The organism is Pseudomonas sp. LFM046, from assembly GCF_000949385.2.
GTDB lineage: Bacteria > Pseudomonadota > Gammaproteobacteria > Pseudomonadales > Pseudomonadaceae > Metapseudomonas.
Genome location: NZ_JYKO02000001.1, coordinates 5,048,566 through 5,072,708 on the forward strand (window position 1 = coordinate 5,048,566; position 24,143 = coordinate 5,072,708).

Genomic DNA, 24,143 nt, shown 5'->3' on the forward strand with positions numbered 1-24,143 from the left:
GCTGAATGCGCGGGTGATCGGTTCCCTGCCGTTGCAACTGACTACGACGTGCAACGCGAAGGTCGCCGGTTCATTTCCCCGGCTCCCAAAAATAAACCCCTGAACAACTCAGCGTTTTCCAGGGGTTCTTCTGTGCATGTGTCGGTAGATTGTCAGCCCGCCGCCAACGGCGAGACTCGCTTACGCGTCAACGCTCACACGAGGAAATCGGCACGTAACCACGCTCAGCGATAGTTTTCGATGGTTTCGTCCACATAGCCCTCGGCGCGCATCTGATCCAACGCACGCTGGAGCTTCTGCACCACTTCATCCGGCACCTCTTTGTTCAACGCCAGATAGAGTTCCGAACTCTTGAAGCGCAGAACCGTCTTCAAGCCGGTGATGCCTTCCTGCTTGGCCAGGTAGCGGCCAGCCGGATCACCCACGGCCCAGAGGTCAATTTGGCCGTTCTGCAGCTTCTTGGCGTTTTCCTGGTCGCGCAGCACGGTGATTGGCGTCAAACCTTGCTGGACCAGGAACTCGCCGGTGGCATCGCCCTTGTAGGCACCTACCTTGTACTGCTTCGCTTCGTCCAGGTTGCTCAGGCTGATCTTGCTGTCCCCCTTGGCCAACATGACCCAGTCATCAGAGCTGATCGGGCCCACCCATTTGAACAGCTGCTCGCGTTCTGGCAGTCGGGTCGTGGAAAACACCCCATAGCCGGGTTTCTCCAGTGCCAGCTTGTAGATCCTGTCCCAGGGAAAACGCAGTGTGAGGGTGTAGTTCACCTCGGCGCGCTTGAACATCTCGCGGACAATATCGGCAGCGATGCCATCGATCGTATCGTCCTGCGCAAAGTTCTTGCCGTTGATCGCCATGTTGTACGGCGGGTAGTTTTCCGTGAGCAGGACAACGCTGTAGTCGGAGGCTACTTCTGCGGCGACAGCGGTGGAAAGCAGCAGGCTGCCGGCAAGCGATAAAGCTAAGCGTTTGAACATGTGAGGCTCTCATTGTTATTAGGGGGAAGAGCCCGCGCAGCATAACTGCTCGCTCGTAGGGACGCAGCGCTTTTGGGTTATCCGTCGAATCAGACCCAGCAATCTTCGATCAGACAGAAAAGACAGTAAGGGCACCTTGGCTTCAGGCGAGGCGCGTTTGGCTGCATCGTCGAGCCCGGCCGAGCTCGAGAAGCCCGGATTTGAGCGGTTCCCCGGGCTACATCCAGTGGGGCCAGGGCAAAGATTCAACGTGCAATAAGGGTGGAAATATCTAATTCCATATTCGTTTAAGCCGGGACTTGAAAAGCTCGAGATCGCTTACATATTTCCCGTCGTCAGGGGCCGGAGCTGAGTGCTTCGAGCCTCCTGTCCGAGATCATGTCAGTCAGCCGGAAGGAGGTTTGTCATGTACGAGTCCCTTCTTAATCTGTCGAGCGATCCCATTGCCGAGTTCGAAAGGCTCCAGCGCGAACTGCAACAGGTCCTGGGGCCTGGTCTCGGGCGTCCGGGCAGCATTCGTGCCTTGGCCAGTGGTGCTTTTCCTGCGATCAACGTGGGAAGCACGCCGTCCAGCATGGAAGTCTACGCCTTCGTTCCCGGCGTCGATCCGAACGACCTCGATGTGCAGATTCACCGAGGGTTGTTATCGATATCCGGCGAGCGCCGGCCGGCGCGCAGCACGGAGGAAGGCAACTGCTCCGTGTATGCCAACGAGCGTTATTCCGGACGGTTCAAGCGCACCGTGAGCCTCAACGATGAGGTCGATACCGACAAGGTCGAGGCTCACTATTGCGACGGCGTTCTCCGCATCTCGCTGCTTCGGCGCGAGGCTGCGCAGCCCAGGCGCATAACCATTCAGTAACAGCATCGGTTTGACGGAGGAGTCACCATGAACGACAAGCAAGCGGTCGTGCGCGGCGAGACTGAAACCCAAACGCTGCTGCCGCGTATCGATGTCTTTGAGGATGACAACGGAATCCAGGTGTTCGCGGACCTTCCAGGGGTGCCCAAAGAGCGTCTCGTGGTCAATGTGGAAGGTGACACGCTGGTGCTGGAAGGGGAGATCATGCCGGAGATGTCCAAACAGCTGGAGGCCGTCTATGCCGAAGTCCAGCTCTCGCGCTTCCGGCGAGCCTTCACCTTGAGCACCGAGCTGGATACGACACAGATCGACGCTCAACTGCGGGACGGTGTGCTGAATTTGCGTATTCCCAAGCACCCGCATGCCCAACCGCGGAAGATCGCCGTGAGAAGCGAGTAGGCCCCTGAACTCGAGGAGGTCGATCCCATGGATAAACTAGCTGAGTTCAAGCATGGCCTGGAGGAAACCTGGCATTCGCTGGGTGAGGGTTGGCGCCAGCTTCGCGATCGTGCCAGCGAGGCGCTGACGCGTTTCACGCCCGTCACTCGGAGCAGGAGCGCACCGGAAGATGCCTCCGCGCCACCGGCACTTGCCTCGAACTGGGGATTGCTGGCGGGCGATCTCTATGAGGATGGCGAACAGGTCGTCGTCCGGCTGGAGGTACCCGGAATGGTGAAGGAGGATCTTGAGCTGGAGGTGCAGGGAGACGTTCTGCTCATCCGCGGTGAAAAGCGAGTCGAGCAGGAACGGGGGAATGGGCGCTACCGTGTCCGCCAGTGCACGTTCGGCAGTTTCCGGCGCCGCTTCCAGCTTCCCGCGCCAGTCATTGCCGAGAAGGCCAAGGCCAAGTGCAGCAACGGCGTGCTGCGTATCGAACTGCCCAAGGAAGCGCGTGCGCGTGGCCGGCGCATCGAGGTTCGCTAGGGCCGACACCGCGCCGCCTGGCGATCATCCTGCCGGTTACAGGCAAGGGAAATAGCCTCGTCACCGCGGCTGCCCGCCCGCGACAAACTCGCGGGCGGGCAGTTTTTCAACCGAGGAAGTAGAAGGCGCCAGGACTCACCACTCCGGATTACAGCAGCGTGAGGAGGCAGTCGCTCATGATCCTGGCTTGAGAGGGTGTCAGTGGCGCGACGTCTCCGATGCTGGGACTGCCCCTGGTTGCCATGTCGAAAAGGGGACGGCCCCTGGAGCAGGACCGGCAGTGGATCGAGAAATGGAGCGGTATCCGCCTGGGCTCAGAACCGCGTCGGCCGGATCTGGGCGTCGATGCCACCATCGACAAACAGCTGGGCGCCATGGATGAAGCTGGCTTGCGGGCTGAGCAGGAACGCCGCCACCGCCGCTATTTCACTCGGCTCGGCGTTGCGCCCCAGCGGCGAGACATAGTCGCGGATCGCCTGGCCGAAGCGCGCATCCTGCATACCGGCCTGCAGCAGCGGCGTTTGGGTGGCCCCCGGGGCGATGCTATTGAGGCGCACGCCGACCTGCCCCCACTCCCGCACCCGGCGGCGCACCGCCACGGTCAGGGCATTCTTCGAGGCCGAATAGGCCAGGTAGCCGGCCTGGTCGCCAGCGGCCATCACGTCCTCGCCGACCTTCACCTCATCGCCAGCCTCGAAGGACGCTGCCAGCGGATTGGTCTCCCAGTCGATACCCACCGAGGCGGTGGAGGAAATCACCACCGCCGCCGGCGACTGGCCGCCGCGCAGCAGCGGCAGCAGACCGTCGAGCAGTTCCACGGCACCGAAATAGTTGACCGAGCTGATCAGACGCTCCGGTTTCACCTGCGGTCCCAGACCCGCGCACAGCACCAGGCTGTCGAGGCGACCACCCAGGCGCTCATGCAGCGCCTCCAACACGTGCTGGCGCCCCTCGGGGCTGGACAGATCGCCATTGATGTCGGCATTGCGCAGATCCACCCCCACGACCTCATGGCCGACGGACTGAAGCAACTGACGGGTAGCAGCGCCGATTCCCGACGCGGAACCGGTTATCACAGTAGTAAGCATTGATTGCTCCTGGCGAGGGAAAGGTGCGCGCCCGTCCAGTGCCGGGCGCACCCGGAATCAGGACGCGGCGCCCTGGCTGTTGAGCTGCGGATCACCGGGTTGTCCCAGCACGCAGGAGGTGCCGCCCGGGGTGTACATCATCGCCACGCAGCGATTGCAGGCGGTGCAGATCGAGTCGCGACTCGCACCCGACTGCAGCTTGTTGACATAGTCGTGCTCGGCGATCAGCACGCGCCCCATGGTCACGGCATCGAAGCCCTCGGCCATCAGTTGCTCGATCCCGGCCAGGCTCTTGGCCCCACCCAGGTAGGCCAGCGGCATCTTCACGGCCGCCCGGACCTTGCGGGCATGTTCGAGCAGGTACAGCTCGCGGAACGCCACCTTGGGTTCGATGAGGCTCTGGATGAGCATGCCGGCAGCGACGATCGGGTTGCTGACGGTGACGCGGTTTTCCTTGGGGAAGGTGGAGCCGAAAATGGTGGACGTCGACTCGACGTTCATCCCCGCGCTCAACACCAGCAGGTGCGCGCCGTCACGTTCGAGGATGCGGGCGATGGCGGCGCCGTCCTCGGCGGTGTTGCCGCCCCGCACGCCCTCGGTGATGCTGAATTTGCACACCACCGCCAGGTCCTTGCCCACCGCATCGAGCACCTTGCGCAGCACCAGGCTGGGGAAGCGCAGGCGATTATCCAGGCTGCCGCCATACTGGTCGCGGCGCTTGTTGTACAACGGCGAGATGAACTGGCTGAGCAGATAGCCGTGGCCCATGTGCAGTTCAACCGCATCGAAGCCGGCCTCTCGAGCCAGATGCGCGCCGCGCACGAACTCGTCGGCGACCCGCAGCATGTCGGCCTCGGTCATCGCCTGCTTGCGGAACATGCCGCTGAGCATGCCGACCTTGTTGAAGCCGCCGCTGGCGGACAGTGGGTGCGCGGATTGCCGCGGCGGCAGGAAGGTGAAGCAGCCGCCGTGGGTGATCTGTGCCGACGCCGCAGCGCCATGGCGATGCACGGCGTCGGTGAGCACGCGCAGGTGCGCAAGGTTATCCCGGTCGAGGACGATCTGGTTCTGCAGCGTGCAGCCATCCGGGCTGACGGCGCAGTAGGCCAGCGTGGTCATGCCCACACCACCGGCCGCGATGTCACCATGGAACCTGGCCAGCTGTTTGCTTGGAACGCCGTTGGGGGACATGCCTTCGTTGGTGGCGGACTTGATGAACCGGTTGCGCAGCGTCAGCGGGCCAATGGTCAGCGGGCTGAAGGGAGACGGCGCAATGGCCTGAATGTTGTTGTTCTGCATGGCTAACCCTTTGTTGTTCTAATTGTCAGTGCAGCGGTGACTAAACCAGCAACGCCAGCAGCCTGGCGTGCCCAGGAACCGGCAAGATTGTTCTCCCTCCCTGCCGGTAGCCACTACGTCCAACAGGACTAGAGGCCGGTACAGTGACGACCTGGTCACCAAGGCCTTTGCAGGGCCACAGCCCACCCTTGTCATGCCGCTGGTCCTGATTCTCCCATGATGCGCTTCGCACCCCCGCTATGTGCGTGCGTCCCTGGGCGATCGGTAACTTTTTCCCGAGGTAGGGGTCAGACACTTGTCATGGCACGGGCACCCGGCGTGACACGGCGTACCCCAGGCCGCAGGTGTCAGGCGTGATCGGGATCTGGCCGACCGGACACCCTGGGCAAGCCCGAGCACGGTGTTACTATCCCGGCGCTGGCGCCAGGTCCATGGATCCGGATTTCTGGCCGCTCGATCGATCGTCGGGCGCCTCGCACGACGCGCACGAAAACATCTCCCTCAGACCTTCCCTGGATAACCTCATGGATATGGATTGGCACCAGGCCCTGCAGGAGAGCCTTATCTGGCTCGCAGTCGCCTCGCTCATCACCATCGTCTCCTTCACTGCGGCGGCGGCCCTGGCCGTACGCGGCACCCGTTGGGGGAGACAGTTCTGGCAGATCACCGGCCCCTACCTCAGCCCGAAGCGCAGCTGGCGACCCCTGCTGGCCTTCACCCTGCTGCTGGTGCTGACGCTGTTCTCGGTGCGCATGAACGTGCTGTTCTCGTTCTGGTACAACGGCTTCTACAGCGCCCTGCAGGGGCTGGACCAGAAGGCCTTCTGGTTCCTCCTCGGGGTGTTCTCGATCCTCGCCACCATTCATGTGCTGCGCGCGCTGTTCACCTACTACGTGACCCAGGCCTTCAACATCCACTGGCGGGTCTGGCTGACCGATCGGCTGACCGCTGACTGGATGAAAGGCGATGCCTACTACCGTGGGCAGTTCCTCGCCGAGCCGGTGGACAACCCCGACCAGCGGATCGAACTGGATGTGAGCTCCTTCGTCTCGGGCTCGGTATCCCTCGCCCTCGGCGCCGTCAGCGCGCTGGTGTCGCTGGTGGCCTTCACCGGCATCCTCTGGGGGTTGTCGGCGCCGCTGACGATCTCCGGCGTGGAAATACCCCGGGCGATGGTCTTCGCGGTGTACGTCTACGTGATCGTCGCGACCTGGATCGCCTTCCGCCTCGGTCGCCCGCTGATCCGCCTGAACTTCCTGAACGAGAAGCTCACCGCGAACTTCCGTTACGCCCTGATGCGCCTGCGCGAGTACGCCGAAAACGTCGCCTTCTACCAGGGCTCGGCAATCGAGCGGCAGACCCTGCTCGGGCGGTTCTCCACGCTGATCGGCAACGTCTGGTCGCTGGTCTACCGGAGCCTGAAGTTCGATGGCTTCAACCTCGCCATCAGCCAGGTCGCCGTGGTGTTCCCCTTCATCCTCCAGGCGCCGCGCTTCTTCAGCGGCGCCATCAAGCTGGGGGACGTGATGCAGACCTCCCAGGCCTTCGGCCAGGTGCAGGACTCGCTGTCCTTCTTCCGCGAGTCCTACGATGCCTTCGCCCGGTACCGCGCCACCCTCGACCGTCTCAGCGGTTTCCTCGATGCCAACCAGCAGGCGAGCGATCTGCCCCGCGTGACCACCGTGGATCAGGCCCATGCGCTGGAGATCGCGGGCCTGCAGGTCCTGCGCCCCGATGGCCACCGGCTGATGTCCGACCTCAACTTCAGCCTGAAACCGGGCCAGGCCCTGCTGATCAAAGGGCCGTCGGGCAGCGGCAAGACCACCCTGCTGCGCGCCCTGGCCGGCCTCTGGCCCTACGCCCAAGGCGAAGTGAAACGCCCAGGCGGCACCCAGGCCCTGTTCCTCTGCCAGCGCCCCTACCTGCCGCTGGGTGACCTGCGCACCGCCATCGCCTATCCGAGCTCCAGCGCGCCTGAAGACGAGTCCCGCCTGCAGCAGGCGCTGCGCCAGGTCAGCCTCGCCCACCTGGTGGACCGCCTGGACGTCAGCACCGACTGGTCGCGCATCCTCTCCGTCGGCGAGCAGCAGCGCCTGGCGTTTGCCCGGGTCCTGTTCAACCGGCCGCAGATCGTCTTCCTCGACGAATCCACCTCGGCCATGGACGAAGGCCTGGAGCACGCCCTCTACTCGCTGCTGCGCCATGAAATGCGCGACACCATGCTGGTCAGCGTCGGCCACCGCAGCACCCTGGCGGACTTCCACACCCACCGCCTGGAGGTGGACGGTCAGGGTGCCTGGACCCTGTTCGACCAGCATCCGGCCGTGGAGGCCAGCGCTTCCACCTGAGCCGGTAGCTCGGGCCTCGGTCGCCAGGGACTGGCGCATCCGAAAGGGCCTACCGGCCAACCGCCTTGCCGTCCTACAAAGCGGCTCGATAGCGTCTCGCCCCGTTGCGGCTCCGGCCGCAACCGGGATTAGAACCCCCGAAAACGAAGCCAATAGCAGGAACGGTGGGCAGCCCGCCAGCCCGTCAGATCCGAGGGATCTGTACAGGGTGGTGCTGTCCATCCGGACTTCTCACAGCTGAACTGGGGTTCTAGTCCACCACCATCGTTACTGGTGGCGGCTACTCAGTTCCAAACATGGAGTTAGAACATGAGAGCCATATCCAATCACCCACGCCTGTCCCCCGCCCTCCGCAGCTGCCCGGAGGTGCGCCATGACTGACTACCAGACGCCCACCACCTTCCGCCGCTTTCGCCTGCCCCTGCGTGCCTTGCTGATCGACGACCGCGCCTGGTTTCTCGGCCGTGATCTGGCGAAGCTGGCGGGCTTCCGCCCGGATCTCGACCTTGCGCGAAAGCTCGACCCGAACCAGTTGCGCAGCGAAGTCCTGCGGCTGGAGGAAGGCACCTTCAGCACGGAGCTATTGGTGAATGAGAGCGGCATGCATCAACTGCTGCTGGTGTACTACTACCACCCCGAGCATCGCGGCCTGCGCAGCTGGATAAGCGATGAAGTGGTGCCGGCCCTCGGTCGCCAATCCTCCACAGGCCACCAGCCGCGCCGGCGCCTGATGCAGTGGCAGGGCCATGAGTTGAACCTGATGGAATGGCAGGGCGCGCTCTGGATTCGCTACGAAGACTTGCCGCGCATGCAGGGGCAGAAGCCGGGACGGGACGCACTCGTCGGCAGCCAAATCCCGTAGGTTGTTGCGGGCCATGCGGGTTCGAGCCTGCGTGGCCCATTGCCTCGATACCCCGGAAAAACTGACCCAGATCAAGCCCACGCGAAATCCCGTTTCAGGGCGCGCAAACCTGTCATGAACTGCGAACGACCTGTCACCAAATGCACGGTCGCTCCCCTCCCCCGTCCCTAGATTTCTCCTCGCAGCCTGAGCTGAGGGCCCTGCTCCCCCGCAGCTCGCCCGGCCGAACACCCTTCGCCTGAGGAGAACAACAAGATGCGCGTAGAACAACTCACTTGCAGTATCGGGGCCGAGCTGATCGGCGTGAACCTCGCGGATGCGGCGTACGACGACGGCCTCTTCGCCGAAATCCGCCAGCTCCTGCTCCAGCACAAGGTGCTGTTCCTGCGCGACCACGACATCAGCCGTGCCGAGCACGTGGCCTTTGCCCGCCGGTTCGGCGAGCTGGAAGACCATCCGGTGGCCGGCAGCGACCCGGATCACCCCGGCCTCGTGCGCATCTACAAAGACCCGGACCAACCCAACGACCGCTACGAGAACGCCTGGCACACCGATGCCACCTGGCGTGAAGCCCCGCCCATGGGCTGCGTGCTGCGCTGCGTCGAGTGCCCGCCGGTGGGCGGCGACACCATGTGGGCGAACATGGCCCTGGCCTACGAGAAGCTGCCCGCAGACGTGAAGGAGCGCATCGAAGGCCTGCGCGCCCGCCACAGCATCGAGTGGAGCTTCGGCGCCGCCATGCCCATCGAGAAGCGCCTGGCGCTGAAGGCCATGTACCCGGACCCCGAGCACCCCGTGGTGCGCACCCATCCGGAAACCGGCGAAAAGATCCTCTTCGTCAACGCCTTCACCACCCACTTCACCAACTACCACACGCCCGATCGCGTCCGTTATGGCCAGGACCACTCCATGGGCGGCAGCGACCTGATGCGCTACCTGGTCAGCCAGGCCTACAACCCGGAATACCAGGTCCGCTGGCGCTGGAAGCAGAACAGCATGGCCATCTGGGACAACCGCTCCACCCAGCATTACGCCGTGATGGATTACCCGCCCTGCGTTCGCAAGATGGAACGCGCCGGGATCATCGGCGACAAGCCCTTCTGATCCGCCCGCACCGCACAACAACCACTAGATCGCCGATCCCAGGAGTAACGCATGAACTTCATCGATGGTTCCCTGTTTGTCGAAAACATGGAAAAGCTGGTCATCACCGCCGCCCCGTATGGCCCGGAGTGGATGCCGTCCGATTTCCCGGAAGACATTCCGGTGAGCATGGACGCGCAGATCCAGAAAGCCGTGGACTGCTACAACGCCGGCGCCACCGTGCTGCACGTCCACGTGCGTGAGGAAGACGGCAAGGGCTCCAAGCGCCTGTCCAAGTTCAATGAGCTGCTGGCGGGTATCCGCGAGGCCTGCCCGGAAATGATCCTCCAGGTCGGCGGCTCGATATCCTTCGCCCCGGAAAACGACGGCGACGTCGCCAAGTGGCTGTCCGACGACACCCGCCACATGCTGGCCGAACTGACCCCGACCCCGGATCAGGTGACCATCGCCATCAACACCAACCAGATGAACGTCTGCGAGCAGATGACCGCCGCCGACATTCGCGGCACCTCGCTGGAAGACCCGGTGATGCTCAAGGCCTACCAGGAAATGACCATCCCGGCGGGCCCGGCCTGGGTCGAAGAGCACATTCGCCGGCTCTCGGCCAAGGGCATCCAGACCCACTTCCAGCTGGCCAACATCACCCAGCTCAATACCGTCGAGCGCATGATGCGCCGTGGCGCGTGCAACGTGCCGCTGATCCTCACCTGGGTGGCCATCGGCGGCGGCTTCGACTCGCCGAACCCGTATGACATGGCCAACTTCGTGCGCGCCTGCCCGGATGGTTCGGTACTGACCTTGGAGACCAGCATGCGCAACGTGCTGCCGCTGAACATGATGGCCATCGCCCTCGGCCTCCACGTGCGCTGCGGCATCGAGGACAACATCTGGAACCAGCGCCAGACCGCGAAGATGAGCACCGTCGAGCAGATCGAGCAGCTGGTGCGCATCTCCCGTGAGTTCGGTCGTGAAGTGGCCAACGGCGAGGAAGCTCGCAAGATCTACAAGGTCGGGACTTTCTACAAGGATGCCGACGAGACCCTGGCCAAGAACGGCTTTGCGCCGAACCGCAAACCGGGTCAGGTCGGTTTCACCCAGCACGCCTGACGCCCTCGGCGTCACCTCAATCCAGGACGCCCCGGAGCCACGCTCCGGAGCGTCTTGCGTTAGGTCAGCCCTGGGTCGCCACGTGACGGCCCGCCTGACGGCCGAAGAAGGTGGCGTCCGCCAGCGACATGCCCGAGCTGTAGCCGCCGCCCCAGCGTGGCAGGCCGCAGCTGGTGCGCCCGGCGGCGTAGAGGCCGGCGATGGGCTCGCGCTGCGCGGTCAGCACCTGGCCGGTGGGCAGTGTGTCGAGGCCACCGAAGGTGAAGTGCGGGTAGAAGGCGTAGTCGAAGCGGCAGTCCAGGGCGACGAAGGGCGGCTCGTCCAGCGGCTTGAGCCACTTCGCGGCCTTGTGGAAGAGCGGGTCCTGGCCTTCGGCGGCATGGCGGTTGAAGAAGGCGACACTCTCGGCCAGGGTGCCCGACGGCAGCCCGAGCTCCTGCTCCACCTCTTCCCAGGTTTCGCCGACGGCGGCGATGTCGATTCGGGTGAACTCGGGCGGGCGCTCGAACGTGGCGCTGTCGGCCAGCAGGAACACGCGATTCCCGCCCTGGCGCAGGATGTGGTAGCCGATGCGTCCGTGGTAGCAGTCCTCGTTGATGAAGCGCTGGCCGCGCTCGTTGACGAAGATGCCCTTCACCAGGGACTCCGGTGCGTAGAACGGCAGGCTGACGAAGGCCTCGTCCATGTGGATCGCCGAGCCGCCGACGCTCATGCCCAGCAGAATGCCGCTGCCGTCGTCCCCCGGGGTACCGATCGGGTTTTCGTTGTGCCTCAGCTGCGGAGCATGACGGCGCACCATGTCGCGGTTCATGACGAAGCCGCCGGCGCACAGGATCACGCCCTTGCTGGCGCGGATGAAGCGTGGCTGGCCGTCGTTTCGCGCCACCACGCCGTGGACCTTGCCGTCGTCATCGGCGATCAACGCCAGGACACGGCTGTCGTAATGCACCTCGACGCCGAGTTCGCTGACGCGGGCCGCGAGAATGTCCATCAGCAGGCGGCCACCGCCCCAGCCCTGAAACTGCGGCGTGTGGCCGCGCGGGCAGGGTTTGGCTTCGTTGACGAACGGCCAGGCCTCCTCGCTGCCGGACCAGATCAGGCAGTCGTCGGTCACCGGCTCGACCATCTTTTCCGGCAGGAAGGTGTTCTTGTAGGGCACGCCCTGAGCCACCAGCCAGTGGTAGTGGTCCAGGCTGTTGTCCGCGTAGAGGCGCACCTTGGCTTCGTCGGCATCCGGGCCGCCGGCCATCATCAGGTAGCGATAGAGGTCTTCCGTGTCGTCGTTGAAGCCAGCCTCCCGCTGGGCCGGGGTGCCGCCGCTGCCGCCCATGTAGATCTCGCCCCCGGAGAGCGCGCTGGTGCCGCCGTTGCCGGAGGAGGCTTCGAGCAGCACGACCCGGGCGCCGGCACCGGCGGCTTCGATGGCGGCGGAGGCACCCGCGGCGCCGAAGCCGACAATGACCACGTCGGTTTCGTGGTCCCAGGCGGGGACTTCATTCAGGCGGCAAGGACGGTTCACGGAAAACGGGAATGACATGCAGGCGCTCCTTCTTGTTGTTCTGGCGAATGGACCTGCAGGCCGCAATAAGAACAGGAACGACTGTGACCGGGCGGAATTCTGGAGGTCGCGCGCAAGGTCGGCGCCGCTCCGGCAGGCAGGTGAGCAGCCACCTTACTCGCGGCGTCTCGAACGGCCCTCGTCCGATTGAACTACCAGGCTGTGGGGTTGGCTAAGCGGTGACCCTTCAGAACGAGCGGATGAGCAGCATCCCGCCGCCCGAGTCGGGGCTGGCATCGGAGTAGCCCTTCAGGGCATACAACTGCACCTTCCAGTCGTGGCTGAGGCGCTGCGTCAGGAAGAGGGTGACTTCCTGGATCTCGTCTCCATCGGAGGTCACTTTCTGCCGCCAGTCATAGGCAAAACCCAGGCTGGTTGCAGGCGCGAGACGGGTGACCAGGCCGACCGACGTGTAGATCGGGTCGCGGAAGTCGGTGTCCGAGGGATCGCCGAATTTCTTCCAGCCCAGGGTCGCGAAGCCACTGACCGTGCCGAAGACCTGGGTGACATCGATTTGCCCCGAATAGTCGGTCTTGCCGGTTCCGAGGCAGTGGTCTTCATCGGCGGTCGGCAGTTTCACCTTGCCGATCAGGTCCACCAGCAGGCCCGAGCCGTCGCTGCCGTCGCGCAGCATGTAGTCCGCGCTCGCCACGGTATCGCCGAGCCCTTCCTCGACACTGCCGCAGTCCCCCGCCAAGGGCTCGCCATCCGGGCCCACCGAGGGGTTGGTGATACGCAGGTAGGGAATGGTCAGCTTGTAGATCATGGAGCCGGTTTCGTACTTGCCGATCACCGGGACGTACCAGGTCTCGCTGGTGGTCGGGGTTCCATACTTCCCCCGCGAATAATCAACCCCGGTCGTCGCCGTGAAACCGTCTGCCAACACCGGCAGCGACAGGAGCGCCAGAAGGCACGGAGCGATCACGCGCGTGGTTTGCATGTTTACCTCGTAGCGATCCAGACATCGAAGTCCACGTCACGCTCACTTGCCCCTGGGAGGTTGCCTCCCGGAGCGCGGCGACTGCCTGTTCCCCGGCCAGTCGCCGGGTCACTTCCCCAGCTTAGCTGGCTCTCCGTCATTCGTGATGGACAGGGGCCCGACTCGCCGTGTCGCTGCTAGTTGGGTCCCGAATGGTCTTCCCGCTCTACTCGCTCGGGCCTTTCCGGCCTCCCACTGCTGTCAGGCCGCTCCACCCGTTCAACGCGATCGGGCTTGTCCGACCGTTCGATCCGCTCGATGCGCTCGATCCGCTGGCCGTTCTCGAAGACCTCGATCCGTTCCCGGACTTCCACTCGGTCACCGGATTGGCGCGTTTCTGTCCGGACCCGACGCTCAAGCGTACCGTCAGGAGACACGGTGCTCTGCTCGACCCGTTCCCGCGTCTCGCCGCTGCCACTGCCACTGCTGCCGCTTCCACCATGGTGGGAGTCGTCGTCCGGTCCGGAGTTTCCGCTGCCGCTGTTACTACCGCTGCCGTCCTGGTCGGAGTCATCCGAGCCTGAGCCGTCATGACCGGAACCCTGATGAGCAGTGCTTTCGGCCCGCTCCCGCACGAACTCGATCCGGTGCGCCCGGATGGTCCGGCCACCGTCGAACACGCCGCTCACCCGGATACGCTGGTCGACCGCCAGCTCAGCGGCTTTCCCGCCGGCAAAGGCCGTCTCGCGATCCAGGTGCGCGGTGAACCCGCCGATTTCGATGCGATCCCCTTTCTGCGCCCGCACCAGGCCTTCCACCAGGGCATTGCGCACCCGTCCGGCGAAGGGGATGGAGGGATCGGCGCGGGTCTGGAGGACGCTCAGTCGCTTGCCATCCCAGGTGCCACGGACCAGCACTTCAGTGCTCGGCGACAGCGACTTGCTCAGCGCCAGCCCCTGCAGATCGCCGCCGCGTTCCACCGCGCCGATGGCGCTGACCTGGGTCAGCTTCGGCGCCCGCTCGATCCGAGTGGCCACCACGTCTCCGATGGCATTGCGCAGGCCACTGACCCGCACCGCGTCACCGACGCGCAGGCCTTCTGTCACGCGGGCACCCGCGGCGAGGCGAACCGGCTGCCCCATGACCCGCATCGGGGCGGTGCCCTCAGCCACACCCGTGATCGGGCCTTCATAGGCATGGAGAATCGCGATGCTCCGCGCCTCGAGCCCACGCGGCGACTTGGTCGCCTCAACCGCAACGACCTGACCAATGGCCAGTTGGTTGGTACTGGCGGGCACGCCGTTCTCGCTGAGGGGCGCGTTGTTGTCGAAGTGCACTTCCACGCCATTCACGCAGATGGAACCGAATCCGGTGATGGTGCCGACAATGCCCGTACCACCAATGCCGCCCTCCTCCTGGGCCGGCGCGCCGGTGCCGCCGATACCGCCCGTCGCAACGGCGCCGGTGCCACCCATGCCACCGGGTTCCAGGCACACGGGGGCGGCGCTCAATGCGGTCGGTGCGAGCAACAGCGGACCACAGACGAACGCCAGGAGGCGCAGGAGTCGCGAGGCGGTGTTCATGACGAACGGCCCTTCTTCGGGTCGGGTTCTGCTGGCGGGTTAGGTTCAGTGTAGAAATAAAGGCCGATGGTGATGCGCTTTCTGGCCTCGGGTTCCGGAGCGTCCTTGGCCTCCAGATCGCCAGCCAGCTGGTTGAAGGCGATCAGTAGCTGCATGCCATCGGCCCTGACGGCGTCGCGCAGTCGCTCGACCCCGGAATTGGACAAGCTATCGTAGTGGACACTGCGCTCGAAGAACGGTTCGCCTGATTCGGTGAGGTTGTGGACGGCCGCGCACGCATGGTCGTGGAGGTTGTGCCGGAAGTAGGCGGCCTTCTCGTCGAACCCCTTCTGCGGAACGAACGCCATCGTCTCCAGGTGGACCTGATCCTGGTCGTCGATCCGCACGACGCCGAGGCGAAGCCACTCGTCCAGCACCACGCGGGCACGGATGTCCTTGCTGACCTTGGCGACCAACCCGTCAAAGGAGCGCTCGCCACCGGCGCTGGCCAGGCGCGGCAGTGGCAGCGGACGGCCCGCACGCTCGCAGAACGGCGCGGCGTTGAGCCAGACACTGACCAGTTGAGCACCAAAGGAAACGATCTCCGGCAGGCCGTCCTGCTTGACGGTCGCCTTGGCCCGCAGGCGTTTGACATCCTTGCGATGCACGCCGGTGAGCAGGCTGATCCTGCTGTCGGTAGGCGGTTTGCCGTCGAGGCTGAACTCGTGCTCGGCAACGTCGACGAAGACGCCCTTGAGCAGTTCGGCAAAACCGGAATAAGTCACCCCCTTTCTGAGCATCAACCTCACCAATGGGCGCATGACGTGCAGCAGCGCCGGCAAGAGGGAGGGAGGGAAAGTGGGCAATTGCATTCAAGGCATTCCTGAATAAATGAATACAAGTGCGGAACGCGGAATCAGACCCCTGGGCCATCCGCCCGGAGCCCTGCCCGCTACCGTCTGTCGTTTTGAATCATAGGTGTTCCCGTTTTCATGGGTGCAGGTGGTCTCGCTCGTCAGGATGAAGGTTCCGCCGCCACAAAACCCGGAACCATTCCGGGTCTTGTGGCTTTGCGGATCAGACCAACCGATCAGGCACCGCCGTTGTCGTCGTTGACATCATGGTCCGGACCATCGTCCGCGCCTTGGCCAACACCGTGGGCTTCGCCAACGTCATGGTCAGGGCCGTCATCCGCGCCTTGGCCTGCGCCGTTGTCGTCACCAACGTCATGGTCAGCGCCGTCGTCCGCACCATGGCCTACGCCGTGGGCTTCGCCGACGTCATGGTCGGGGCCGTCATCCGCGCCATGGCCGACACCATGGGCTTCGCCGTCGTCATCGCCGTCGGCATCGTCCCCATCGTTGTCGTGACCACGCCCACTGTGGGCGCTGCCGGGACCACTGTTGTCATGACCGTCTGCGTCGCCATCGTGGCCGGGGCCGCTGTGGCCGCCATCGTGGCCACCGCCGTCACCATCATGACCGCCACCGTGACCGCCACCGTCGCCGCCATGGCCGCCACCGCTGCCACCACCGCCGCTACCACCGCCGCCACCGCTTCCGCCGCCGTGGCCTCCACCACCGCCGCCGCTACCGCCACCACCGTGGCCGCCACCGCCGCCACCACCGCCGCTACCGCCACCGCCACCACCACCGCCACTACCGCCATCCTTTGCGTAGACGCTGGAGAAACTGCTGATGTAGTCCGGTACCAGGACCGTCGAAGCGGATAGGACCCCGCCAATCGCCAGGGCCAACAGACATTTCTTGAGTTGCATGATGAACCTCCGCATGGAGTTGCGTAGTCATCTCCGTATCGAACGCAAGCGTTAGAAAATTCATAACCGCCCCTGGAAGCAATCAACCAGGGAGTTGGCCCTTTACTTGCTGCTTGAAGGGGCAACTGCCTGTTTCGCACGATCCTTGTAAGCCACCAGGTTTCTACGTGGGAAAATTTCCCACGAGCTTCAGACTAGTCCTATGGCACAGAGAGTCAACGACCGACTGTCCGGTAGCAAAAAAGATGATCTGAACGGCAATCCCTGGCAGGCACCTGGCTGACCGCTGGTGCACTGCCCCCCCTTCCGAACGCCCCAATAGTCTGAAACTCCCACCCCGCCTGGGAGTATCGGTCGATGCGCCATTCCCCAGCCTTTCCCCATAGTTGGGGCCTGAACCGAAGAGGGATCAACGGTCAGGCCTCGATGACCGGAAATACTGCGGAGAACGCCATGACTATTACTTTGACAGACAGCCTCACGGTTCTTGATGAGACGGCCGGGTTGCAGAACAGCACCGCTACGGGTAGCGCTCCTCAAGACGCAAACGACACCGAAATTCTGGTAGCGTCCCTGCCCTCGATCTTCTCGACCCTAGGGGCCGGCACCGCAATCGGTGCGGCCTTGAGCGGCTATACCGGTGCTGCGGGCAACACGGGCAGCAATGCATTCACCCTCAGCTCAAGCGTTAGCGATATCGGCTTTGTCGGCCCAAATGGCGCGCCGCTCAATGGGCTGGACAGCGGACTGGATACCCTCGACGGCACCAGCATCCTTCTCTATACGAGTACGACCAACAACAACGTCCTGCTGGGCCGAGCCGGCGTGGACGGCCCGATCGTGTTCGCTGCCTATATCGAAGAAACCGCCACGGGCGGCAAGATCTGGACCGCGCAATACCAACCGCTCGCGCATCCGATCACCACCAACCCCGACGATGCCCTCACTCTGCTGGACAAGGTATTCATCGGAACCAGCCAGGACCTGACGTTCAGCCTGGCCAATGCACCCTCTGGCCAGAACCTCTTCCTGATGTTCACGACGGCGACCCCCAACGTTGTCGGCGGCCGGATCACGGACCCCACCATCATCGCCACCGGCAAGAACCCCGCCGACCAGTCATCGGGCGTCAACATAACGACTGGCGACACGATCAATACCAGCCAGGCGGGTGGCCCGACTACTTTCGGCACCAACAATCAGATGATCACGGAGGAGGAGGGTATCCGCTTTACGTTCGTCACCGGCGCCAGGCAGGACCTGACCATTCCCAACCTGGATCAGAACGAAGCTGATATCGAATCCAACATCGACTTCACCAACGTCTTCAATGCGAGGTCGGCCAGCTTCGATGTTGTGCAGTTGCAGAGTGGCAAGAGTGCTGTCGTAAAGATCAGCGCATTCACGACTGCTGTTGAAACCGGCATCAATTTCGTCAACGGATATGGGAACGATACGAAGGTTGGGATCAGTAATATCGTCGTCAAAAACAGCAGCACCGGGCAGGTGGTAAATGACCCGGGCCTTCTCATCACTATCACTGATGGGATTGCAACCATCTCCGGCGTCAAGGCTGGCTACAGGATCGAATACACCACCACGGCAGATCACAACCGCGTACTCGTCGAGAACGGCGCGGCCCTCAACGCCAAGGGCAACAACCACGCCGATTTCGATATCGGTGGCTTCACGCTGGGCCAGGTCTCTACTGACAAAGTCGAAATCGGCTCGACGTTGGTCTTCGAGGACGACGGGCCGTCAGCGACCGGTGCTGCCGCATCCGGCACCGTCGACGAGGACGGCCTGACCGCTGGCATCCCCGGTGGTACGGGCGACGTCGCTGGCGAGGCGACCGTGGCCAGCGGCAGCGTGACCGGCATCTTCCAGTCCGGCGCCGACGCGCCGTTGACCTACTCGCTGTCGAGCATCACCAGCGGCCTGCCGCAGACACTGACCTCGGGCGGCGTGGCGGTGACCTACAGCGTCCTCGGCAACACGCTCACCGCCTCGGCCGGGTCAGTCTCCGTGTTCACCTTCAGCCTCACCACGGCGGGCGCCTACACCTTCACGCTGCTCAAGCCCCTGGATCACCCGGCCGGCAACGACGAGAACGACATCACCCTCAACCTCGGTTCGCTGCTGCGGGCCACCGATGCCGACGGCGACACGGTGACCGCCGCGCCCGAGAAGCTGGTCATCACCGTCGACGACGACACCCCGACCGCAACCGGCACCGCCGCGAGCGGCACCGTCGACGAGGACGGCCTGACCGCTGGCATCCCCGGTGGTACGGGCGACGTCGCCGGCGAGGCGACCGTGGCCAGCGGCAGCGTGGCCGGCATCTTCCAGTCCGGCGCCGACACGCCGCTGAGCTATACCCTGTCCAGCGACACCAGCGGCTTGCCGGCGCTGAGCTCGGGCGGCACGGCGCTGGTCTACAGCGTCCTGGGCAACACGCTCACCGCCAAGGCTGGCGGGGTCGACGTGTTCACCTTCAGCCTCAGCGCGACAGGTGACTACAGCTTCACGCTGCTCAAGCCGCTGGATCACGCCGCCGGCAACGACGAGAACGACATCACCCTCAACCTCGGTTCGCTGCTGCAGGCCACCGACGCGGACGGCGACACGGTGACCGCCGCGCCCGAGAAGCTGGTGATCACCGTCGACGACGACACCCCGACCGCCACCGGCACCGCCGCGACCGGCACCGTCGACGAGGACGGCCTGACCGGTGGCATCCCTGGTGGTACGGGCGACGTAGTAGGCCAGGACACCGTGGCCAGCGGCAGCGTGACCGGCATCTTCCAGTCCGGCGCCGACACGCCGTTGACCTACTCGCTGTCGAGCATCACCAGCGGCCTGCCGCAGACACTGACCTCGGGCGGCGTGGCGGTGACCTACAGCGTCCTGGGCAACACGCTCACCGCCTCGGCTGGCGGGGTCGACGTGTTCACCTTCAGCCTCACCACGGCGGGTGACTACAGCTTCACGCTGCTCAAGCCGCTGGATCATGCGGCTGGCAACGACGAGAACGACATCACCCTCAACCTCGGGTCACTGCTGCAGGCCACCGACGCTGACGGCGACACGGTGACCTCCGCGCCCGAGAAGCTGGTGATCACCGTCGACGACGACACCCCGACCGCCACCGGCACCGCCGCGACCGGCACCGTCGACGAGGACGGCCTGACCGCTGGCATCCCTGGTGGTACGGGCGACGTAATAGGCCAGGACACCGTGGCCAGCGGCAGCGTGACCGGCATCTTCCAGTCCGGCGCCGACACGCCGCTGAGCTATGCCTTGTCCAGCGACACCAGCGGCTTGCCGGCGCTGAGCTCAGGCGGCACGGCGCTGGTCTACAGCGTCGCGGGCAACACGCTCACCGCCAAGGCCGGCGGGGTCGACGTGTTCACCTTCAGCCTCACCACGGCGGGTGACTACAGCTTCACGCTGCTCAAGCCGCTGGATCACGCCGCTGGCGGCGACGAGAACGACATCACCCTCAACCTCGGTTCGCTGCTGCAGGCCACCGATGCGGACGGCGACACGGTGACCGCCGCGCCCGAGAAGCTGGTGATCACCGTCGACGACGACACCCCGACCGCCACCGGCACCGCCGCGAGCGGTACCGTCGACGAGGACGGCCTGGCCAACGGCATCCCCGGTGGCACCGGCGACGTGGCCGGTGCCGCCACTTCAGCCAGCGGCAGCGTGACCGGCATCTTCCAGTCCGGCGCCGACACGCCGCTGAGCTATGCCTTGTCCAGCGACACCAGCGGCTTGCCGGCGCTGAGCTCGGGCGGCACGGCGCTGGTCTACAGCGTCGCGGGCAACACGCTCACCGCCAAGGCCGGCGGGGTCGACGTGTTCACCTTCAGCCTCACCACGGCGGGTGACTACAGCTTCACGCTGCTCAAGCCGCTGGATCACGCGGCTGGCGGCGACGAGAACGACCTCACCCTCAACCTGGGCTCGCTGCTGCAGGCCACCGATGCGGACGGCGACACGGTGACCGCCGCGCCTGAAAAGCTGGTGATCACCGTCGACGACGACACCCCGACCGCCACCGGCGCCGCCTCGACCGGTACCGTCGACGAGGACGGCCTGGCCAACGGCATCGCCGGTGGCACCGGCGACGTGGCCGGTGCCGCCACTTCGGCCAGCGGCAGCGTGACCGGCATCTTCCAGTCCGGCGCCGACACGCCGCTGAGCTATGCCCTGTCGAGCAACACCAGCGGCTTGCAGGCACTGAGCTCGGGCGGCACAGCGCTGGTCTACAGCGTGGCGGGCAACACCCTCACCGCCAAGGCCGGCGGGGTCGACGTGTTCACCTTCAGCCTCACCGCGGCGGGGGCGTACACCTTCACCCTGCTCAAGCCGCTGGATCATGCGACCGGCAACGACGAGAACGACCTCACCCTCAACCTGGGCTCGCTGCTGCAGGCCACCGACAAGGACGGCGACACGGTGACGGCTGCCCCCGAGCAGTTGGTCATCACCGTCGACGACGACACGCCAACGCTCGCCTTCGGCAATCTGATCGGGACCGGTACCGTCCTTCCGCAACGCGGATACTGGAACATGGCGGCCGGAGCCGACGGGGTGGGTGCGACAGGTCTGGATATCTCCTTGGTGAATGGCCAGTTCACCCTCGTCAGGCCGGACAACACGACCACGACCGGGACCGGCACGCTCAACGAGCTGTCACCCTCACCGGATGCCAATGGCGCGTACCATTTCGGCGGGACCTTGACCGGCGATTTCGACAACAATGCCAGCACGGCGAATACCAGCATCGACTACACGCTGACCGCCTTTGCCAATGGCACCTATGAACTGGATCTGGTGCAAGGTTTCAGTTCGACCATCGTTCTCAGCAGTGCCAACGGCTCGCTCGGTGCAGGTGGCCCTGACCCCGTCCGTACGTTGCTGATCCCGACGCAGAATCCGCCGACCATTCCTTCGCCATCCGAGGAGATTGTCTTCTTTGGCGTCAACGCGGGCACGACCGCAGCCCAGGTGTTGAGCGCCATCGTGCAGGGAGCGCCCGACCTCACAGAAGCACAGATAGAAAGCGGCGGTTTCTCGTTCCTCGGCACCGCGAACATGAACGTCAGCACGGCTGGCATCGGCATCGCCAACAACAACCTGGATGGAAACGGGACGGCCGGCATCAATGCCGGTGACGAGAGTTTCGTCATCAACCCCGAGTCCTTGCTGACGGGCGTGAAAGTGTTCATCGACAACTCGGTGGGGGGCTACACCCCGGCCACGGAGGAGCTGTACTACAGGATCTTCTTCGAGGATGGCTCGAGTTCGGCTCAGACGAAGGTGCTTGCCGCTGACCTGGCCACGGAGGCTGGAAGCCAGAAGTCCTTCCTCGTCCAGTGGGATGGCACCAAGATGATCGACGCTGTTCAGCTCACCATGGGCCTGGGCGTGGTCAAGATCCCGGTGATCCAGTTCATCAAGCAGACCGAGAGCATGGCCAACGATGTCCAGCTGGCATTCAGCGCGACGCTGACGGACAAGGATGGGGATACGGCGACGAGTACTTTTGACGCCAACCTGTTCGCCAACGATCCGAACGACCCGCTCTTCGACTTCAGGCTGGCGGGCACGAGCGGTGAGCGGGATGCCTTCAACGTTGATCTGTCTGGCACCCATAACCAGTTCCAGGTCACCGGGTTCGATGCGGGCCCGAGCCTGCGAGATGCGTTGGTGCTCAATGGCGACCAGAACGCCGTGGTCCAATCGATCGACAACACCGGTGCGGACAGCATCGTCACGATCGACGAGTCCGGCGTGCAAACAACGACCATCACCGTGGTCGGGGTTGACCTCCTGAACACCGACATTGTCATTGGCAGCGCCTGAGACATCGCGTGTATGAAAGGAAGCGGGGGTGGCTAAAAACCACCCCCGTTTTTTTTCAAACGGCCAACGTGGGATCGGAACGTGAATAACCGGCCCTGCCTGTGACGACTCCGATTGCCTGGAGGGAGCGACGAAACCGGCTCCGTAGGGTGCGCCGTGCGCACCAGCGGTTGGACGTTGTGAAGGACATGCCGCCGGAAACGGTGCGCATGGCACACCCTACGATCAGGGCACGTGCGGGAGTGATGCCTCGAATTGGCAGGTGGGCTCGTTCGCCTTGCCCGCGACGCGCCCGCTCAGTCCAGCTTCCCCCAGCTGGAGCCGGGCGGCTCTTCGGTGTTGGTGAGCCCGTGTTTAAGCGCGTACATCACCAGGTCGACGCGGTTAATCAGATTGAGCTTGTGATAGATGTTGCTGAGGTGGTTGTGCACGGTGTGTTCGCTGATGCCCAGGCGTCCGGCAATGCACATGTACTTGGCGGATGGGTTCCCCACGATGGCCCGGATCAGCTCCCGCTCGCGCAGCGTCAACTGCTCGTGCTTCGGGCGGTCCGAACGGCCATTGGCGGGGGCGTGCCCCTTTACGGAAATGCCGGAGATCCCGCCGGCCCAAGCGATATCCAAGCCGTTGTCGCGGTGGTGGACCTTGATGATGGCCTGGGTGATGGACTCCTCCGGGGCTTCCGCCAGCACGACACCGCGCGCACCGGCCTCTATCGCCTCGGTAACGGGCACGGCGTCGTAAAGGCCCTTGAGCACCAGCACTTTGATTTCGGCACTGCGGGTGAGCCCGGCGATGACCGCCAGCGGTTCTAGCGCATCCGGAAAGAAACTGAAGAAGCTGACGTCGGGACGCAGTTGATGGGCAAGCTCCAGCGCATTGGCGTAGGTGGTGGCCTGGCCACTCACCTCCATCCGGGGCTTTCTGGCATTGATCAGGTCTTGGAGGCCCGCGAGAACGACGGGACGGCAATCGATCAACATCACGCGAATGGTTTCTGTACGGGCCGACATTGAGTCCTAGCCCCCCTGAAAAACTAACTTTGGTATTAAGGGTTCGCCGTCTCTGTATAGGTTCCGGGCAGGCAGATTGCCAGCAACGTCAGACATCGAGCGCAGATGGCAGGACAGGCGGCGAATGCCCTTTCCCGACCGTCATTCCGCTCAGGGAGGAAACTGCCTGGACACCGCGCCTGCCGTGGGTTTTAGCGTGCCAGAGCCCTGCCGGCACCTGATCCGCTGACGCCTGACAATTGGCATGCCCGAGATCGGCCCGAAGACGGGTCCGCCCCTTACCCGCCCAGCAGGAACATCGCCTTGGCCAGGAACAGGATGGCCAGCATCTGCACCAGCACACTGACGTGGATCAGCCGTGAACGGGCGGGTGTCATGCGGCCGCTGTGCATCAGGTAAACCACGCCCAGAAAGTGCCCGAGGATGCTCAGCGCCAGGCAGATCTTCAGCACCAGCAAGGTGCCGAAGGTGCTGGCGAAAGGCGCGTGCAAGACCGCCCGGTAATGCCAGGCCAATCCAAGGCCGGCGCCGAAGAGCGCCAGCACCACCCAGTGCATCACCCGCCGCGCCCGCTGCCCGAGCGCCTTCCCCAACTGCGCCCGGGCGTCCGGCTCCAGGGCCCGCGCCGCACGGCTGAGGATCATCACCTCGAAGAACACCCCGCCCACGAAGAACGCCGCCGCTGTCAGGTGCACGAATTTCAGCAACAGATACCCCACACGCCCTCCCCGGCCCGCAGGCCTCCGCTGTTGGCATTCAGGCGGAATCATGCCGGGCGCCGTCCCGCCCGCCATGACGCGGGTCAAGGCACTGCAACTCCACGGGCTCACGACAGGGGCAGCGGGAAAAACAGAGACCCAAGAACG

General features: G+C 64.4%; 18 protein-coding genes. 8 read left to right on the top strand and 10 right to left on the bottom strand.

From position 1 onward, the window contains the following. Positions 1-224: 224 nt before the first annotated feature. Positions 225-977 (bottom strand): ABC transporter substrate-binding protein, encoded by a 753-nt coding sequence (locus tag TQ98_RS23300; protein ID WP_044874013.1) that lies wholly within the window; start codon positions 975-977, stop codon positions 225-227. A 406-nt stretch (positions 978-1,383) separates the two neighbouring features. On the opposite strand from TQ98_RS23300, the gene TQ98_RS23305 reads away from it, so the two are divergent. From TQ98_RS23305 to TQ98_RS23315, 3 genes are read left to right on the top strand one after another with little or no spacing between them, the layout of a single operon-like run. Beyond that, positions 1,384-1,839 (top strand): Hsp20/alpha crystallin family protein, encoded by a 456-nt coding sequence (locus TQ98_RS23305; protein WP_044874012.1) that lies wholly within the window; start codon positions 1,384-1,386, stop codon positions 1,837-1,839. Between the two features lie 27 nt (positions 1,840-1,866). Next, complete coding sequence (locus TQ98_RS23310; RefSeq protein WP_044874011.1) at positions 1,867-2,238, top strand: Hsp20/alpha crystallin family protein; 372 nt, start codon at positions 1,867-1,869, stop codon at positions 2,236-2,238. A gap of 27 nt (positions 2,239-2,265) precedes the next feature. Beyond that, positions 2,266-2,763, top strand: a complete 498-nt coding sequence (locus TQ98_RS23315; protein ID WP_044874010.1) for an Hsp20/alpha crystallin family protein — start codon at positions 2,266-2,268, stop codon at positions 2,761-2,763. 314 nt (positions 2,764-3,077) lie between these two features. Here TQ98_RS23315 and TQ98_RS23320 read toward each other — a convergent pair whose 3' ends face one another. Continuing rightward, complete coding sequence (locus tag TQ98_RS23320; protein ID WP_044874009.1) at positions 3,078-3,851, bottom strand: SDR family oxidoreductase; 774 nt, start codon at positions 3,849-3,851, stop codon at positions 3,078-3,080. A gap of 57 nt (positions 3,852-3,908) precedes the next feature. Then, positions 3,909-5,150, bottom strand: a complete 1,242-nt coding sequence (locus tag TQ98_RS23325) for an NADH:flavin oxidoreductase (protein ID WP_044874008.1) — start codon at positions 5,148-5,150, stop codon at positions 3,909-3,911. A gap of 524 nt (positions 5,151-5,674) precedes the next feature. On the opposite strand from TQ98_RS23325, the gene TQ98_RS23330 reads away from it, so the two are divergent. The 4 genes from TQ98_RS23330 (at position 5,675) to TQ98_RS23345 (ending at position 10,571) form a co-directional block, all read left to right on the top strand. Next, positions 5,675-7,498, top strand: coding sequence for an ABC transporter ATP-binding protein/permease (locus TQ98_RS23330; protein WP_044874149.1), 1,824 nt, complete (start codon positions 5,675-5,677; stop codon positions 7,496-7,498). Positions 7,499-7,871: 373 nt separating this feature from the next. Further along, positions 7,872-8,360 (top strand): antirepressor, encoded by a 489-nt coding sequence (locus TQ98_RS23335; protein ID WP_044874007.1) that lies wholly within the window; start codon positions 7,872-7,874, stop codon positions 8,358-8,360. Between the two features lie 255 nt (positions 8,361-8,615). Then, positions 8,616-9,464: a TauD/TfdA family dioxygenase gene (locus tag TQ98_RS23340; protein ID WP_103103067.1), complete on the top strand. Its 849-nt coding sequence runs from the start codon at positions 8,616-8,618 to the stop codon at positions 9,462-9,464. Positions 9,465-9,515: 51 nt separating this feature from the next. Next, positions 9,516-10,571 (top strand): 3-keto-5-aminohexanoate cleavage protein, encoded by a 1,056-nt coding sequence (locus TQ98_RS23345; RefSeq protein WP_044874004.1) that lies wholly within the window; start codon positions 9,516-9,518, stop codon positions 10,569-10,571. A 64-nt stretch (positions 10,572-10,635) separates the two neighbouring features. Here TQ98_RS23345 and TQ98_RS23350 read toward each other — a convergent pair whose 3' ends face one another. From TQ98_RS23350 to TQ98_RS28185, 5 genes are all read right to left on the bottom strand, one after another. After that, entirely contained in the window at positions 10,636-12,108 is a 1,473-nt protein-coding gene (locus tag TQ98_RS23350) for an FAD-dependent oxidoreductase (protein ID WP_044874003.1), read from the bottom strand. A 208-nt stretch (positions 12,109-12,316) separates the two neighbouring features. Beyond that, the gene (locus tag TQ98_RS23355) at positions 12,317-13,069 is read right to left on the bottom strand and encodes a hypothetical protein (RefSeq protein WP_044874002.1); all 753 of its coding nucleotides are present in this window, start codon (positions 13,067-13,069) and stop codon (positions 12,317-12,319) included. Between the two features lie 176 nt (positions 13,070-13,245). Then, positions 13,246-14,631, bottom strand: coding sequence for a DUF5666 domain-containing protein (locus TQ98_RS23360; protein WP_044874001.1), 1,386 nt, complete (start codon positions 14,629-14,631; stop codon positions 13,246-13,248). After that, complete coding sequence (locus TQ98_RS23365) at positions 14,628-15,482, bottom strand: DUF6502 family protein (protein WP_044874000.1); 855 nt, start codon at positions 15,480-15,482, stop codon at positions 14,628-14,630. Before TQ98_RS23365 ends, TQ98_RS23360 begins: the two co-directional genes overlap by 4 nt. A gap of 218 nt (positions 15,483-15,700) precedes the next feature. Then, complete coding sequence (locus TQ98_RS28185; RefSeq protein WP_242443172.1) at positions 15,701-16,387, bottom strand: hypothetical protein; 687 nt, start codon at positions 16,385-16,387, stop codon at positions 15,701-15,703. 453 nt (positions 16,388-16,840) lie between these two features. Here TQ98_RS28185 and TQ98_RS23375 point away from each other — a divergent pair, with 453 nt between their 5' ends. After that, the gene (locus TQ98_RS23375) at positions 16,841-22,264 is read left to right on the top strand and encodes a hypothetical protein (protein WP_242443173.1); all 5,424 of its coding nucleotides are present in this window, start codon (positions 16,841-16,843) and stop codon (positions 22,262-22,264) included. A gap of 296 nt (positions 22,265-22,560) precedes the next feature. Here TQ98_RS23375 and TQ98_RS23380 read toward each other — a convergent pair whose 3' ends face one another. Beyond that, positions 22,561-23,277 (bottom strand): response regulator transcription factor, encoded by a 717-nt coding sequence (locus TQ98_RS23380; protein ID WP_044873996.1) that lies wholly within the window; start codon positions 23,275-23,277, stop codon positions 22,561-22,563. Positions 23,278-23,555: 278 nt separating this feature from the next. Beyond that, positions 23,556-23,996: a membrane protein gene (locus TQ98_RS23385; RefSeq protein ID WP_044873995.1), complete on the bottom strand. Its 441-nt coding sequence runs from the start codon at positions 23,994-23,996 to the stop codon at positions 23,556-23,558. Positions 23,997-24,143 lie beyond the last annotated feature (147 nt).